Genomic DNA, 15,884 nt, shown 5'->3' with positions numbered 1-15,884 from the left:
TTAATGGTACACCCTGATTTGGAAGCCTCGTGCTTTATCTTGCTCAATATTTGAAAGAGCATAACTGATCTTAGCGCCTTCTCCTACGTAAGACTCGACTAATTCTCCACCCGCTTTTGCTCTGGCTTTTCCAAGACCGATATTGGCTAGACCACTAATGCGGTCAATCTCAGTATCTTCCACTCCCATTTTTTTACTTTTGATAAGCTTGAGTGAGGCAAAACCTCCATTATCGACAATCGGCGCAACCTCAAAGAAATACGAGCTATCGTACTTCGCTAGGAACGTTTGAACTTCTTGTTTGCACGTTTCAGAAATGGCATTAACCCCTGTTCCCATATCTGTACATGTAACTTTGTCGAGCATCGTAAGTTTTGCGCCTTTAGGTGCAGGTGCGGAAGTCTTAGCAACAGCTACTTTCGGTGTTGTGGTTTCTAAGAGTTTTAGCTTTTCATTCAAGGTTTTAATGGTTTGCTCATTCGAAGCAATGCGTTTATTAAACTCCTCTTGGTTTTGCGCCAAAGTACTCTCTTTTTGTTTGAGTTCTTTTTCAAGTGCTATAATTTTAAGTGTTTCATCTTTTTTACTTGACCCAAGTTGTGTCTCTTTCACTTTCAGCTCTGCTTGCAGTGCTTTGGTTGCCTCTAAATACTGAAGTTCTTTCTGCTTGAACTCTTCTTTGAGTTTTGCTATGTTTTCGTCTAATGAAGCTTTGAGTACTTCTGTCTTTTTATAGTTTTCTTTATTGGCAACAATGGTTGCCTCTTTAGCTCTGAGTTCTTTCTCTAAAGCGATGCTTTTAAGGGTCTCTTCTTTATTGAAAGAGGATATTTGGCTCTCTTTTGCTTTGAGCTCTGCTTGTAAAGCTTTAGTCGCCTCTAAGCTTTGAAGTTGTTGATTTTTTATCTCTTCTTTGAGCTTGGCAAGTTTCTCTTCACTCGCCGCTTTTTGGGCTTCAACTTTTTTCATCTCTTCTTTGTTTGCAACCATCGCTGCTTCTTTTGCTTTCAGCTCTTTTTCCAACGCTATGCTCTTAAGCGTCTCTTCTTTATTGGAAGCAGACAACTGGCTCTCTTTTGCTTTTATTTCCCCCTGAAGAGCTTTAATCTCAGCTAAATGTTGAAGCTCTTTTTGTTTGAACTCTTCTTTAAACTTAGAGAGGTTCTCTTCCGTTGAAGCTTTAAGGGCTTCTATCTTTTTAGTGCCTTCTTTGTTCGCAACCAACGTCGCTTCTTTTGCTTTCAGCTCTTTATCTTTTTCTTTAAGGATGTCAAAATACTCAATTTCTTTGCGACGAAGTTCATCTTTGAGTCCGACCATTTTTGCATCTTCACTGATACGGTTTTTTTCAAATGTTGTAACTTTGGCTTTAAGCTCTTCAACAATTTTATTGGTTGCTTTCGTTGCGTTGTCTTCAGCATCTTTGAGCTTTACATGTAAAGATTGTAGTGCGCCTTCATTGCGTGCATTTTCCGTTTGAATTTTTTGTAACTCAATTGCTTTGACTTTGATCTCTTTTTCTAAAGCTGCAATTTTAAGCGCCTCGTCTTTTCTATTCGAGACAATGGCCGCCTCTTTCTCTTTAATATCTGCTTGCAGTAGTTGGATCTTAGCGATATAGTCGCTCTCTTTTGCTTTGCTACTCGCTTTAAACTCGTCCAAAGTGGCACGAAGTTCTTTCAGTGTACCATCATTGCTCTCTTTAGCTTTTTGGCTCTCTGTTTTAGTTGCGATTAACTGTGATTTTAAACCTTGTAACTCTTTTTCTTTTTCATCATTTTTAAGTTTAAGCTCATTATTCGATGCACTAAGTTCATTGATGTGAAATTGTACACGTTCGCTATTCTCTTTGGCGGTGGCTTTGTATTCATTGAGTTGTTTATCAAGTTTGTCGATCAACTCTTTTTTAGAGGCATCAAAATTGGCAATTTTTTCATTGAAAACTTTGTAGTTCTTATTGTGAATTTTGTCATTTTCATCGACACGTTTTTTCACTTCAGCTTCAAAATTTAGTTTTTCACTGTTTAAAAGTACGATTTTATCGTTCAATGCTTTGATATTGCCCTCTTTTTTCGCAATCTCTTCTTTGAGTTTTAAGATAGACGCATTGAGGCTTTTTTCATTGTTTAGAGCACCCTCTTCAAGTGCTTTGTTAGCCAATGAAAGCTCTTTGTTAAGTTTTTTCTCATCTTCAAGGTAGGTTCTAAATTTATTAAAGTCTTTTTCATTCTCTAACATCAAAGCATCTACGTATTTTTTAGCGCTGGCAAGTTCGGTGTTGACACCTTTGAGTTTCTCTTCTTGAAGTGCCATTTTTTTCGCATGATCTTCATCTTGAAGCATCATGTCTTGACGATTTTTAGCAATGAGTTTTTCAGTATCGACTTTAAGTTGTTCAATGGTTTGAGTGTATTTCGCAATCTCTTCTTTCTGTTTTTGCTCATTGATAACCAATGTTTGCGTCTGTTTACTCATAAGATCATTTCGCTCTTTAGCCGCTTGTACAATCTCTTCTTTGAGTTTATTGATCTCATCTTGTTTGCGGGCAAAAGCGTTTTTAGCTGTTTCGTTATTGGTATTGATTTGCTCATTTAAAAGAGTGACTTGATCGTTTAAAAACTTAATCTTCTCTTTATAATCTACGAGTTTTGATTGTTCATCTTCACGCGCTTTTTTGATGGCTATATGCTTTTTTTCTTCCTCTTCGACCGCTTTGGCTTTAAGCTCTTCGATCTGACCTTTTAGCGTATTGGCTTCAATGTTTGCTTTTTGAGCAATAACGACATTCTCTTTTTGAACCTCATTGATCTTTACAGTCAGATCGCTAATGTTACGGTAATGTTGTTGCTCCGCTTCATTCAGGCGTTCGGTATTTTTATTTGTCCATTGATTGCGTTGTTCTTCAAGCTCGATTTGTTGTTCGTCTAATTTTTTAGAGAGCTCATTCTTCTCATTTGACATTAAAAGATTGTCATGTTGGACAAACAAAAGTGTTTTTTGCAATTTATTAATCATGCGTTTAAAATCTTGCTTGGTTAACTCTGAATCAGCAATAGGCTTGCCCTGCTCATCGAGATATTCATCTTCAAAGAGGTTTCCATCTTTGCTCTGCTCAATGGTCGCTTCTTTGTCAATATAATGCTTTTGCAGATCAAGGGGAAGATCACTAAATTTAACATCACTTTTGCTGATATATTTTTCGCCTAATTCATCAAAAGAGACTCCACCAAAATTAGCGTATCGAGCTGTTGCAAGACTTCCCACTACAATGACCATACCAAGTGCTATATTTAAAATCTGCGAAGAAGAGAGAGCAATTTTTGCCATTTATAAAATGCCTTCGTTATTTTGTATTTAAGATGTGTGAAATAATTTGGTACGCATGATTAAGTGCAATAGCGATGCTACCACCACTCTTAACCGCAATGTCACCTGCTAAGTATAAACCTTTGGTTTTAGTCTCATAATTTTCATCAAACTCTGGTTTAGCATCAGCATCAAATGTTATACCACATTTTTTAAGAAAATCAACGGGTGTTGTACCGCCAATGGCATACACAACGCGATCGTAAATCGTATGGTAACCATCGGTAAAATTGACTTTAACCAAGCCATTTTCATTTTCAATAGAGACAATATCCATGCCAAGGCGCAGACGCAGTTTTTCTTCTCCATTGTATTCATGAATCATTGAAAGATTAATGTCATTCAGTCTGCTAAAGGTATCGCGACGGTAATTAACCGTTACGTTATTGCTTTTTGATAGCTCAATCGCATACTCAATCGCTGAATTTCCACCACCGACGATGAGAAGTTTTTCACCTTGTGAACATTTATCAAGATTAAAGTTGATGCGCTCTTTGAGGGAAATAGGAAGTGTGTAGTCAGGTTTGTTGGGTTTGCCCATCGTTCCGATAGCAACAACAACGTTTTTAGCGCGGTATCCAGCTTTTGTAGTCACGATGTGAAATTCACCCTCTTCTTTGGTAATGCTCTCCACTTCGCTGTTAAACGCTGAGTCGATCTCACCAGAATCTAAAAGTGAATCAAAGTAGTTGAGCGTACTCTCTTTCGTGCCATCTCTAAAATCGATAGAGCCTTTAAGCTCGATCTCTTGGCCCTTGTAGTTTTTATCAACGCGTTTGTTATCTTTGTAAAATTTTCGGATGGTTTGGGAATGGTTTTCGCCTTTTTCGATCATCATAATATGTTGCAGACCAAGCACTTTAGCTTCAACTGCTGCACCAATACCACCAGGTCCTCCACCGATAATGACTAAATCGTAAATTTGTTGCATTCTTATGTCCTTGTATGATTATCTTCTAATGCTAATGATTATACTCCAAACATACTTATGACATATTAAATACAAAAGTGGTAAAATCCCCATTAAATTCCATTCTAAGGGAAGAAACGTGCAAACTTTTCTCAAACTTGCCAAATCTGCTAGTCGTATTATCGCGACCCTTGATCCCAAAACAAAAATAGATGTTTTGGCACACATGGCAGATGCTTTGGAAGCACACTGTGACATCATCATAACCGAAAACCAAAAAGATTTAGACGAAGCCAAGAAAAACAACCTAAGTTCAGCCCTTGTGGACAGGCTTTTACTCAATACAAAACGCATTTCTGAGATGGCAAATGCAATCCGCGAAATTGCGAGCTTGAAAGAGCCAGTTGGTCGTGTACTTGAAGGTTGGGTTGTTCCTAGTGGCATCAGGATTGAAAAAGTGAGCATTCCTATTGGTGTTGTTGGTATCATCTATGAGAGTCGTCCTAACGTCACCAGTGACACCGCTGCACTCTGCTTTAAAAGTGGTAATGCGTGTGTGCTTAAAGGTGGTAAAGAGGCATTTTACAGTAATGCCATCATCGCTTCTCTTTTGCAAGAGGTTTTAGAAAAACACAACCTTCCTAAAGAGATCATTTCGCTTCTGCCAGATTCCAGTCGTGAAGGTGTTGCGAAGCTTATTAAAATGGATAAATTCGTCGATCTCATCATTCCTCGTGGAGGAGAAGCACTCATTCGCTTTGTAAGCGAAAATGCAACCGTTCCTGTGGTAAAACATGACAAAGGTGTTTGCCATACGTATGTGGACAAAGAGGCGAATTTAGAGCAAGCGATTGAGATCGTACTCAATGCCAAATGCCAACGCCCAAGTGCATGTAATTCACTGGAAACACTTTTGGTACACGAAGCAATTGCAAAAAGCTTTTTACCACGCATGAAAGAGGCGCTTGATCTTACGGGTGCAGAAATAAAAGGCTGTGAAAAAACGCAAAGACTTTTACATGTAAAGCCTGCAAGTGATGAAGATTACCACACGGAGCATCTTAGTAATGCTCTAAGTATCAAGATCGTTGAGAGTGTTGCTGAAGCGATTGCACATATTGCCGAGTTTGGATCTTCGCACTCTGAAGCCATTTTAAGTGAAAATTACACAACAGCTGAGCGCTTCTTAAATGAAGTGGATGCAGCGTGTGTTTATGTCAATGCATCAACTCGTTTTACGGATGGTGGCGAGTTTGGCTTTGGTGCGGAAGTGGGCATCAGTACCAACAAGCTTCATGCACGTGGACCTATGGGCATCAATGACCTGACCACCTACAAGTTTAAAGTCTATGGTAAAGGGCAGATTCGCGCATGAGCCAAGAGGTTTTACGCGTAGAAAACCTTACATTTGGGTACCCAAATTCCAAGCTTTTGTACCATGATTTCTCTTTACATGTAAAGGTGGGAGAAGTTGTTTCTATATTGGGTGCAAGTGGAAGTGGGAAGAGTACGCTTTTTGAGCTTGTGGCGGGAAATTTGAAAGCTAAAAGTGGCACGATAACCGCGGCTAAACTTTCACAGATTTTTCAAGATCCTTACACATCGTTTCACCCAACCTACACCATCATCAATCAAATCAGCGATGTGGCTCCTTTGCATGATCTGCATCAACTCTGTCATGCGCTCGATCTTGATCCTGATGTCTTGGCTCAAAAACCCCACCAACTCAGTGGTGGACAGCTTCAAAGATGTTCCATTTTAAGAGCTTTGTTGATGAAACCTTCTCTTCTTTTAGCCGATGAGCCAACCTCTGCACTCGACAACATCACAGGCTTACATGTCATGCAACTTTTAATGCAGTTTTTAGACCAAGTAGGCATTTTGCTCATCACGCACGATAAAAATTTAGCATCATGGTGCAGTGATAAAATGGTTGAATTAAAAGCGTAAATACTTTAATTTTTAAAGGGATTCATTATAGGATTTCCTTACGCAAAAAAAAGGATAAATTATGCCAAAAATTTTTACATCGCAAACATTTAGCCCGCAAGAGCGTGAAGCTCGCAAAGATTTTATTGATAAACATACACCTTACATTTTCTGCGATGGTGTGCTTCAAAAAGGAGTATCTGTATTTGTGCGTGTTCGTGTGGGAAGTGAACATGCGCATATTGATGATTTTAACCATTATATTTCGACCATTACGCTCTTTGACGCTGAACATATGCTTGCTAAAGTAGAACTTGCCGCGTGCATCGTGAGTGCGGATGAACATCGTGGTAATGCAGAAGTTGCATTTTCTATTGTTCCGAACAAAGATGTGTACCATTTTAATGCTCAATGCTACTGCACCAAGCATGGTTTGTGGCAAGGCGAAGAAGTGAAAGTTACTGTTAAATAATAAAAAATTGGAGTTTTATGCACGCTATTATTGATTGGATTGTACAAACGGTTGGTGCTTTAGGATACCTTGGTATTTTTGTGATGATGCTTATTGAAAGTAGTATTTTCCCTCTTCCAAGCGAAGTGGTGATGATTCCTGCTGGGTATTTGTGTGCTAAAGGCGAGATGGAGTTATGGATTGTCATTGCGCTTGGAACATTTGGGAGTATTGCGGGAGCGCTTCTGAATTACTATTTAGCAGTGAAGCTGGGTCGAAAACTCATTTTAAAGTATGGACATTATGTCTTTTTTACGCCTGAAACACTGGAAAAAGTGGAAGTATTCTTTAAAACACATGGTTCGTTTTCAACCTTTACGGGAAGGCTCATTCCTGTCATTCGACATTATATTTCACTTCCTGCGGGGCTGGCTCGGATGAATCTTGGCATCTTTTGTTTTTATACAGGCTTTGGCGCAGGTATTTGGGTGAGTATATTGACGTTTTTAGGCTATTTCTTTGGTCAGAACGAGGCGTTGCTGAATGAGCATTTGCATACTATCACGATTGCTGTGATTGTTTTTATTGTTTTTGCGGGTGCTATCTATTTTTGGCTACATGCGAAAAAAGAGCGCAAACGAAAAGCCAAAAAGATGTAAAAGGAAACAACGATGACCCAAGGTTTAGAGTATAGTGATTTTGAAAAAGCGCTTTTTACCTTGGGTGTTGTTGCCAAAACCGATAAAAAAACCCTTCACAAACTCTATCTCTCTCTTTCCAAAGAATTCCACCCTGACGCACCAAATGGCAGCACCGCTAAATTTCAAGAAATTAACGATGCGTACCATTTAATCATAGCGTATATTGAGAATTATCGGTTTGATTTTGATGAGACTGAGTTTAAAAAACAGTATCCGTTTTCTAAGAGCGATTGGTTGAGCGGAAGATAATCAACATCTTTTTAAAACTCGAAAACATCGACATAAATTTGCATTTTATGTTCTTTAAGCATTGTCTGGATTTTGTATTTTAGCTCTTTAATATCTTGTTCTATTTCATGTCCCGTTGCATCGTCTTTGACATTCATTGAAATAATCAATAAAACTTCGTTAGACCCTATAAACATACTTCTTACAGCATTGATATGAACCAAAACATTTGATTCTTCTTTAATCAACTCTTTGATCTGCTTGGTAGTTTGTCTGTCTAAACTCTCGCCTATCAACAGTTTTTTGAGCTCAATAAATAAAATGCTAGATAACCCTATCAAAAGTGAGCCAATCATCAATGCTGCAATGCCATCAAAAATAGGATGAACAAATTCTGAAAGAACCAATCCTAATGTCAAAATCATCAAACCTAACAATGCACCAGAATCTTCAATAAGAACAACTAAGATATGCGATGAAGAGCTATGTTTTATGGTTGAGAAAATATCTTTTAATTTTGAATTACTCTCTTTAAGGGCAACCCTTAAAGCACTTGACTCCAGTAAAATTGATAAAACAATAATGCCTAAAATCAGTAAAGGATTTTCAATGGGTTGAGGATCTTGAATACGATGAAAACCTTCGTAAAGTGAAAAAAGTCCACCTAATAAAAAGAGAACAACCGCTACGACAAAAGACCAAAAGAAGTTTGCTTTTCCTTGCCCAAAAGAGTGGTATTCGGAGCGTCCTCGTGAGGCTTGCTTTTCACCCAACATTACCAGTGCTTGATTTCCGCAATCTGCCGTGCTGTGAATCGCTTCTGCCATCATAGAGGCTGAACCTGTGAAAAATGCTGCCATTCCTTTTGCAATTGCAATAACACCGTTGGCAAATAATGCAGCTTTAACACTTTTTGACATTTTTTAAATCCTTTAAAGGCTAATGATGTAGGAAGAAATATTTTACATGTAAAGATTTTCACCTTTACATGTAAAGAAGTTTTTAGTGTGTTAAAAATCTTTGACGAGCGGCTTTTAGGGAGTCAGCGATCAAGAAAGCAAGTTCAAGTGCTTGGTTAGCATTGAGGCGTGGGTCACACTGTGTATGGTAACGATGAGCAAGTTTTTCTTCGGTAATGTCTTGAGCTCCACCGATGCACTCTGTCACATCTTGACCTGTCATCTCGAGGTGAACGCCACCAGGGAATGTGCCCTCTTCCTCATGGACTTTAAAGAAGCCTTTGACTTCACGTAACACTTCATCAAATGAGCGTGTTTTGTAGTTATTCGATGCTTTGATGGTATTGCCATGCATTGGGTCAATGCTCCATAAAACATTAGCACCTGCTTCTTTGACGGCACGAACCAATTTTGGGAACTCTTTTTCGATTTTGTCAGCACCCATTCTCACAATAATATTAAGACGTCCTGGTTCATTTTCAGGATTGAGTTTGTTGATGAGCTTCATTAAACCCTCAGCCGTCATGGTTGGTCCTGCTTTAATGCCGATAGGGTTTTTAACACCTGTTAAGAACTCAACATGTGCATCATCCACATCACGTGTACGATCTCCAATCCAAAGCATGTGTGCTGAACAGTCATACCAGTCATTTGTAATACTGTCTTGACGCGTAAGTGCCTCTTCATAATTTAAGAGCAACGCTTCATGTGAAGTATAAACCACTGTTTCGTTGATGTTTGGAGTATTTGCCGAAGTGATGCCACATGCCTCCATAAATGCCAATGTCTCAGAGATACGATCGCAAAGATGTTGGTAACGTTCCCCCAAAGGACTCTCCGAAACAAAACCTAATGTCCATTTGTGTACTTGGTGTAGGTCTGCCAAACCACCGCGTGAAAAAGCGCGTAGAAGGTTCATGGTTGCGGCGGATTGGTTGTAAGCTTTAAGCATACGTTTTGGGTTTGGAATACGCGAATCTTCTGTAAATTCGATGTCATTGATGATGTCACCACGGTAACTTGGAAGTGAAACGCCATCCATCTCTTCATAATCCGATGATCGTGGTTTGGCAAATTGACCCGCAAGACGACCCACTTTAACGATAGGACAGCCTCCAGCAAAGGTTAAAACAACCGCCATTTGAAGCATAACTTTGAACATATCACGAATGTTGACAGCGTTAAATTCTGCAAAACTCTCCGCGCAATCTCCACCTTGAAGTAAAAAAGCTTTACCGGCTACAACATCAGCCAAAGAGGCTTTGAGTTGTCTTACTTCTCCTGCAAAAACAAGAGGTGGATATTTACTCAGTTCTTGCTCAACACTTTTCAGCATTTCTTGATTGGTATACAATGGTTGTTGCTTAATTGGTTTTTCTCTCCATGATGCACGTGTCCAAGAACTCATAAATGACCCTTAATTGAATTTTTACTTATTATAATGCGATTGGCTTTAAAGACAATTGAATGGTTGTGAACGCTCATGAAGTTTTAAACTGCCCCACAGTTTTGCTCAGGGAATTAACATGGTGTGTTACGCTGTCTGAGATCGTTTTAACCTGATGGTTAAGGTGCGTCAGCTCACAAACTTCACTGCTGATGGCATTCGCGTGTGTCATCGTATTTTTAGAGTCTTCATAGATTTTATACACATCATCTTTCATCGCCAAAATAACCTCTTTTTGGTCACATAAAATCGCATCAATGCTCTGCAAAGACTGCGTTGAAATTTCGATGCCTTTATCAACCGTATTGTTAACATTTTGCATACTGGAAAGCGCTTCATTGACATTTCCATTGATGCTATTCACGATTGATTCAATGCGTACGGTTGCTTTATCGGTCATATCAGCAAGCTTTCTTACCTCTTCTGCAACCACAGCAAAACCACGTCCTTGCTCTCCAGCCCTGCTTGCTTCTACCGCAGCATTTAAGGAGAGAAGGTTGGTTTTATCGGTGATATCTTTAATCGTTTCAATCATCGATGAAACTTCTGCTACATTTTGCTCTAGTGTAAAGATAATCTGCGTCGTTTCTCCTGCGATTGACTTAATATTGCCGATGGAAGACTCTACATTACCAAGGCTTAGCGCTACTTGTGTTTGCGTTTGAGCGATTTTCTGACTCATAGCATCCGCTTTATCGACGGAACTTTGTATCGAGTTGTTTTGCATTTGAATGTGTGTGACGATGTTTTGAATACTCACACCAATCTGCTCTATCTTTTTACCTGTCACCACAATGGTGTTCGTGAGGTGTTGGTTAAGATTGAGTAAGTTCAGAAGCGATGTTTTTGTCTTTTTCAGAATCGTATCAAAGATATCGATAACACTGTTGATCCAGATGGCAGTACGCCTGTTCTCATCTTTGGCAAACCTACTTAAGTCGGCACGCTTGGTAATGTCACCATCCCCTTCAACAAAGCCTTGCAACAGAGCACGCAAAGAAGCATATTTGCCAAAAAATTCAGAAAGCTCATTTCCTATAGTTCCTAAAATCATCAACAATGAAGCGACGGTAATAACACTAACTTCTTGTATGCGACTTAAGAATGGCAGGAATGTTGCGATAAGCAGATAACTGCTTGGAATTAAAATACCGATCAACAAGCCCATTTTTGCATAGATTTTGTGGCGAAACTGCATAATGTCATAAACTTCTAAAAGATCACCCTCACACATCATTCCCCATTTATCGAGGCTGTAAGGAAGGGTAACGGTAATTCCTTTACCAATAACAGGGATACCACGATAATCAGGGTATCCTGGATACGAACAGAAGAGATTGGTTCCTTTTTTAATTGTATTGGCGACACCGGGGTGGAGAGCACTCGTTGCTGGGTCATTAAAAACAATTTCAAATTCCGTATGCTGTTTAATAGAGATAATACCCTGCTCTGTATGCACGCCTTCTTTGAGGTTTTCACCAAAGCTAAACGTATTGTCTTCAAAACGCGAACGGGATAATGCTGTACCTGTTTTAATGTTTTTATTAAAATAAGGCTCGATCATAAAAAGGTAATTATCGCCCGATTCTTTAAAGATATGCCCTGCCTCTCGCTGGATAAGATCGCTGAGTGTATCGTTAGAAACACGTGCTATCAGAACATAACTCTCGCCATTTTGTTTAAAGCTTTTAATGAAAGAGAGAGTCACGCGATCATGAAAGCTCGAAGCTTTAGGTTTGATGGAGAGTGTGTCATCATCGAGATAAGGACCAAATAGAAGTTGTGTTGAACCTAAAAAGACATAGTCAATAGCTTCACCAAAAGCACTTTCATCGTAACGATACTCTTTAAGGACTCTTTTGGTCGAACTAAAAAGCATTTTTTTAGCGGTATCTAAAATATAATACTCCAAGATTGCTTCGCTGAGTTTTTCTTGTTCTTTTAATATAGAAAGTACATCACTCTCTTCTTGCTCTAAAAGAATTGCGGTGTTTTCCACTTCTCGCCATACTTCATTCGCCCATTCAATCATTATACGCTTACGTGTTTGCGCAATTCCATCAAAAGCAGTTTCTACAGCACTGAGCATTGTTTTATTTCTAAGCCATTTTGGCAAAATCATGAACTTATCTTTAAATGACAACAATTGAAGGCTCCTCAAGATGTTAATTTGGTCGTTTTTTAATCAGGAAAGAGAAGTATTTTAGATTTTTCCAGATGTCCCCAAAATATTTTTAAGGTTTCAAGTGACATAAAAGCAACATTTTCCCTAATTTAGGAATATGCGATACTAAAACAAAACACTTATACAATCGTTTATTTAAAGCTTTGTATATTAAAAAAACAACGCATCACTATACAAAAAAGTGAAAATGGTTTCAATGCAAGAAGTGATTAAAAAATGACCAATTGATATGCAAAAAGCGAATATTCGACAAAAGAATGAAGATTCTACACACTGTGACATATTGATTAATAAATAGGCAGTTTTTTCGCCAAAAAAGAAAATTTAGTGTTAGAATTCTAAGCATATCAACTTTGAAAGGAAGATAATGATGTTACGATCTAAACTCGCTAAAATCTCTTTAGCAACAATTGCTGTTTTGAGCTTAGGCTCAACGCTTAGTGCTGATACACTCAGTGAAGTACAAAAACAAGGTTTTGTTAAATGTGGTGTTGATGGTGGATTACCAGGCTTTTCTGAAGTAGGAAGTGATGGTGTCTATAAAGGCATTGACGTTGACCAATGTCGTGCAGTTGCTGCAGCAGTTCTAGGTGATGCTAAAAAAGTCAAATATATTGCGCTTAATGCAAAAGAGAGACTTACCGCTCTTCAATCAGGTGAGATCGATATGCTCTCACGCAATACAACATGGACAGAAACAAGAGATACTTCTCTTGGTCTAAACTTTACAGGCGTAACGTATTATGATGGTCAAGGCTTTATGGTCACTAAAAAGCTTGGTGTCAAAAGCGCAAAAGAGCTTGATGGCGCTTCTATTTGTCTTCAAACAGGTACAACGACAGAGCTTAACGTAGCCGACTACTTTAGAACCAATAAAATGAAATATAAACTCGTCTCTTACGATACCAATGATCAAGTATTGAAAGGTTATGAGAGTGGCAGATGTGATGTTTTAACGTCAGATCAATCACAACTTTACGGTTTGAGAATCAAATTATTGAAGCCTGAAGATTCTATCGTTCTTCCTGAAGTTATCTCTAAAGAGCCTTTAGGACCAGTCGTTCGTAAAGGTGATGGTAGATGGTTTGATATCGTAAGATGGGTATCTTATGCAATGTTAACCGCAGAAGAAGCGGGAGTGACTAGCAAAAATGTTGATGCAATGCTTAAATCTGACAATCCAGACATCAAACGTCTTTTAGGTGTTGAAGGTCAAATGGGCGAAAACTTAGGTCTTAAAAAAGATTTTGCTTATAACATCATCAAACAAGTTGGTAACTACGGTGAATCATTTGAAAAAACTGTAGGAGAAGGTTCTCCGCTTAAAATTCAAAGAGGTTATAACGCTCTTTGGAATCAAGGTGGATTACAATACGCACCTCCTTTTAGATAGTAGATTAAAAAACAGTAAAACACTGAGGGCAGAACTCTCTGCCCTTAATCTTAAAAGCATAAAGGACACGTATGTTAGCACTTTTGAGAAATCAAAAGATTAGAGGAATTCTTTTCCAATTATTGACCGTTATCGGCTTAGTTGCTTTTTTGTGGTATATTGGAGCCAATACTGTTGCCAATATAGAACAAAGAGGTATTCAAACTGGCTTTGGCTTTTTAAATGGAACAGCAGGCTTTGGCATTGATCAATCCCCTATTTCTTATACTGAAGAAGATACCCATGGACGCGTTTTCATAGTAGGACTTCTCAATACTCTTATCATTGCTTTTGTAGGTATTATATTAGCAACGATTGTAGGACTTATTATAGGTATTTTAAGGCTTTCAAAAAACTGGCTCATTGCTAAATTGGCGAAAGCGTATATCGATTTCTTTAGAAATATACCGCTTCTACTTCAAATACTCTTTTGGTATAACGTGGTACTTCGTGCCATGCCAAGTCCGAAACAGAGTTATAGTTTTTTTGATACTATTTTTATCAACAATCGCGGTCTTTACTTTCCGTTACCTGAGTACAATGCAACCTTTTTTACGATGCTTGCAAGCCTTTTCCTCGCACTTTTTGCTTCTATTGCTCTCAATATGTGGGCGAATAGACGTAAAGAAACAACAGGAGAAGATTTTACAGTGCTTCCATTTGTTTTGGGAATGTTTATTCTCTTCCCGATACTGGCTTATTTTCTAGGTGGAGCACACCTTAACTTTAGTTTCCCAGAGCTTAGAGGTTTTAACTTTAAAGGGGGCAAAACACTTTCCCCTGAGTTTTTAGCACTTACCTTTGCTCTAACGATTTATACGGCTACATTTATTGCTGAAGCGGTGCGTTCGGGCATTGAAGCAGTGAGTCATGGTCAAAAAGAAGCTGCTTCTTCTATGGGCTTTAGTCCGTATCAATCTTTAAAATTGGTTGTTTTACCCCAAGCTATTCGTATAGCAATTCCTCCGATTATTAATCAATATCTTAATCTCATTAAAAACTCTTCACTTGCTACGGCTGTTGGGTATCCTGAGATTGTTACGGTCTTTGCTGGAACCTCACTTAACCAAGTAGGTCAAGCCATTGAGATTATCTCTATGACAATGCTCGTTTATCTCGTCATCAGTTTAGTAGTATCCGCTATACTCAACTGGTTTAACCATAAAATGAAGATTAAGGAGCGTTAAGATGGCAATTTATAACAAAATCAATGAACGAAAAGCTCCTTCAAGTACAAAAGGATTGACATTTTGGCTGAGAGAAAACCTCTTTTCAACGCCACTCAATGTCGCCTTAACACTCTTGGGTGCCATGATCCTTTTTTGGATTATTCCTCCTTTTGTCAAATGGGCATACATCAATGCGAATTTTGTAGGATCAACACGTGAAGATTGTGTCAGTGGAGGTGCATGTTGGGTCTTTATACGTATGAAAATCGATATGTTTATGTACGGTTTTTATCCTTCACAGCTTAGGTGGAGAATCAATACGGTTTATGCACTCTTTTTTGTTTTGGTTGTAGCGTTTAAATACCTTAAAAGCCCGTTCGTAAAGATCGCCTTAGCGCATGTCTATTTTATTGCTGGTTTTTTCTTAGTCTATGGTGGTTTTTTTGGAATGGAAGCAGTGCCTACTGATAAATGGGGTGGCTTAATGCTTACCATTATGGTAGCAGCTGTTGGTATTGTCGCGGCATTCCCATTGGGTGTTCTTTTAGCATTCGGTCGTGCTTCACACTTGCCTATTATTAAAAGTATCAGTGTGACTTACATTGAGTTTATTCGTGGTGTTCCACTTATTACGATTCTCTTTATGTCATCTATTATTTTGCCACTCTTCTTCCCTGAGGGTATGTCTTTTGATAAGTTGCTACGTGCTCTTATTGGTATTGCACTGTTTGAATCAGCGTATATCGCTGAGAACATTCGTGGTGGACTTCAGTCCATTCCAAAAGGTCAATTTGAAGCAGCTGATGCCATTGGACTTTCTTACTGGCAGAAAATGTTTTTGGTCATTTTACCGCAAGCGCTAAAAGTGGCTATTCCTAACCTTGTGGGTGTTTCCATTGCCCTCTTCCAAGATACAACACTTGTACTTATTATTGGACTCTTTGACCTACTTGCAATGGTACGTTTGAGTGCAGCTGATTCGTATTGGTTGGGTTATGAGACAGAAGGCTATGTGTTTGTTACCTTTATCTTTTGGTTCTTTTGTTACTCGATGTCTAACTTTAGCCAAAAGCTTGAAAAACGCTTTAATACCAATTTGAGATAGGA

Annotated in this window: 13 protein-coding genes; 8 read left to right on the top strand and 5 right to left on the bottom strand. The window is 38.6% G+C overall.

Features of this window, described 5'->3' with window-relative positions; all coding sequences use genetic code 11:
• Both SAR02S_RS13185 and SAR02S_RS05290 read right to left on the bottom strand, forming a co-directional pair.
• On the bottom strand, positions 1 to 3,327 hold the full coding sequence (locus SAR02S_RS13185; RefSeq protein WP_052433542.1) for a hypothetical protein: 3,327 nt from the start codon (positions 3,325 to 3,327) through the stop codon (positions 1 to 3).
• Between the two features lie 16 nt (positions 3,328 to 3,343).
• A complete protein-coding gene (locus SAR02S_RS05290) occupies positions 3,344 to 4,297 on the bottom strand; it encodes an NAD(P)-binding domain-containing protein (RefSeq protein WP_041957614.1) in 954 nt (317 codons plus the stop codon).
• 118 nt (positions 4,298 to 4,415) lie between these two features.
• On the opposite strand from SAR02S_RS05290, the gene SAR02S_RS05285 reads away from it, so the two are divergent.
• The 5 genes from SAR02S_RS05285 (at position 4,416) to SAR02S_RS05265 (ending at position 7,606) form a co-directional block, all read left to right on the top strand.
• On the top strand, positions 4,416 to 5,651 hold the full coding sequence (locus tag SAR02S_RS05285; protein ID WP_041957612.1) for a glutamate-5-semialdehyde dehydrogenase: 1,236 nt from the start codon (positions 4,416 to 4,418) through the stop codon (positions 5,649 to 5,651).
• Positions 5,648 to 6,226: an ATP-binding cassette domain-containing protein gene (locus SAR02S_RS05280; protein ID WP_041957611.1), complete on the top strand. Its 579-nt coding sequence runs from the start codon at positions 5,648 to 5,650 to the stop codon at positions 6,224 to 6,226. The genes SAR02S_RS05285 and SAR02S_RS05280 overlap by 4 nt, the downstream gene beginning before the upstream one ends.
• Positions 6,227 to 6,287: 61 nt before the next feature.
• On the top strand, positions 6,288 to 6,677 hold the full coding sequence (locus SAR02S_RS05275) for a desulfoferrodoxin family protein (RefSeq protein ID WP_041957609.1): 390 nt from the start codon (positions 6,288 to 6,290) through the stop codon (positions 6,675 to 6,677).
• Positions 6,678 to 6,694: 17 nt separating this feature from the next.
• Complete coding sequence (locus SAR02S_RS05270) at positions 6,695 to 7,315, top strand: DedA family protein (RefSeq protein ID WP_041957608.1); 621 nt, start codon at positions 6,695 to 6,697, stop codon at positions 7,313 to 7,315.
• Positions 7,316 to 7,327: 12 nt separating this feature from the next.
• Positions 7,328 to 7,606, top strand: a complete 279-nt coding sequence (locus SAR02S_RS05265; RefSeq protein WP_041957607.1) for a DnaJ domain-containing protein — start codon at positions 7,328 to 7,330, stop codon at positions 7,604 to 7,606.
• A gap of 11 nt (positions 7,607 to 7,617) precedes the next feature.
• Here the strand turns inward: SAR02S_RS05265 and SAR02S_RS05260 are convergent, their stop codons facing one another.
• The 3 genes from SAR02S_RS05260 to SAR02S_RS05250 form a co-directional block, all read right to left on the bottom strand.
• Positions 7,618 to 8,505 (bottom strand): cation diffusion facilitator family transporter, encoded by an 888-nt coding sequence (locus tag SAR02S_RS05260; protein ID WP_052433541.1) that lies wholly within the window; start codon positions 8,503 to 8,505, stop codon positions 7,618 to 7,620.
• An 82-nt stretch (positions 8,506 to 8,587) separates the two neighbouring features.
• Complete coding sequence (locus SAR02S_RS05255; RefSeq protein WP_041957605.1) at positions 8,588 to 9,952, bottom strand: class II 3-deoxy-7-phosphoheptulonate synthase; 1,365 nt, start codon at positions 9,950 to 9,952, stop codon at positions 8,588 to 8,590.
• Positions 9,953 to 10,025: 73 nt separating this feature from the next.
• The gene (locus tag SAR02S_RS05250; RefSeq protein WP_052433540.1) at positions 10,026 to 12,113 is read right to left on the bottom strand and encodes a methyl-accepting chemotaxis protein; all 2,088 of its coding nucleotides are present in this window, start codon (positions 12,111 to 12,113) and stop codon (positions 10,026 to 10,028) included.
• A 433-nt stretch (positions 12,114 to 12,546) separates the two neighbouring features.
• Here SAR02S_RS05250 and SAR02S_RS05245 point away from each other — a divergent pair, with 433 nt between their 5' ends.
• The 3 genes from SAR02S_RS05245 (at position 12,547) to SAR02S_RS05235 (ending at position 15,882) form a co-directional block, all read left to right on the top strand.
• A complete protein-coding gene (locus tag SAR02S_RS05245; RefSeq protein WP_198133084.1) occupies positions 12,547 to 13,569 on the top strand; it encodes an amino acid ABC transporter substrate-binding protein in 1,023 nt (340 codons plus the stop codon).
• A 71-nt stretch (positions 13,570 to 13,640) separates the two neighbouring features.
• Positions 13,641 to 14,795, top strand: a complete 1,155-nt coding sequence (locus tag SAR02S_RS05240) for an amino acid ABC transporter permease (protein WP_041957601.1) — start codon at positions 13,641 to 13,643, stop codon at positions 14,793 to 14,795.
• 1 nt (position 14,796) lies between these two features.
• Positions 14,797 to 15,882, top strand: a complete 1,086-nt coding sequence (locus SAR02S_RS05235) for an amino acid ABC transporter permease (protein ID WP_041957599.1) — start codon at positions 14,797 to 14,799, stop codon at positions 15,880 to 15,882.
• The last annotated feature ends 2 nt before the right edge of the window (positions 15,883 to 15,884 follow it).

Origin of the sequence: Sulfurospirillum arsenophilum NBRC 109478, assembly GCF_000813345.1 — a bacterium.
GTDB lineage: Bacteria > Campylobacterota > Campylobacteria > Campylobacterales > Sulfurospirillaceae > Sulfurospirillum > Sulfurospirillum arsenophilum.
The sequence above is the reverse complement of the archived record's forward strand: the minus strand, read 5'-3'. Positions and strand labels throughout refer to the sequence as shown.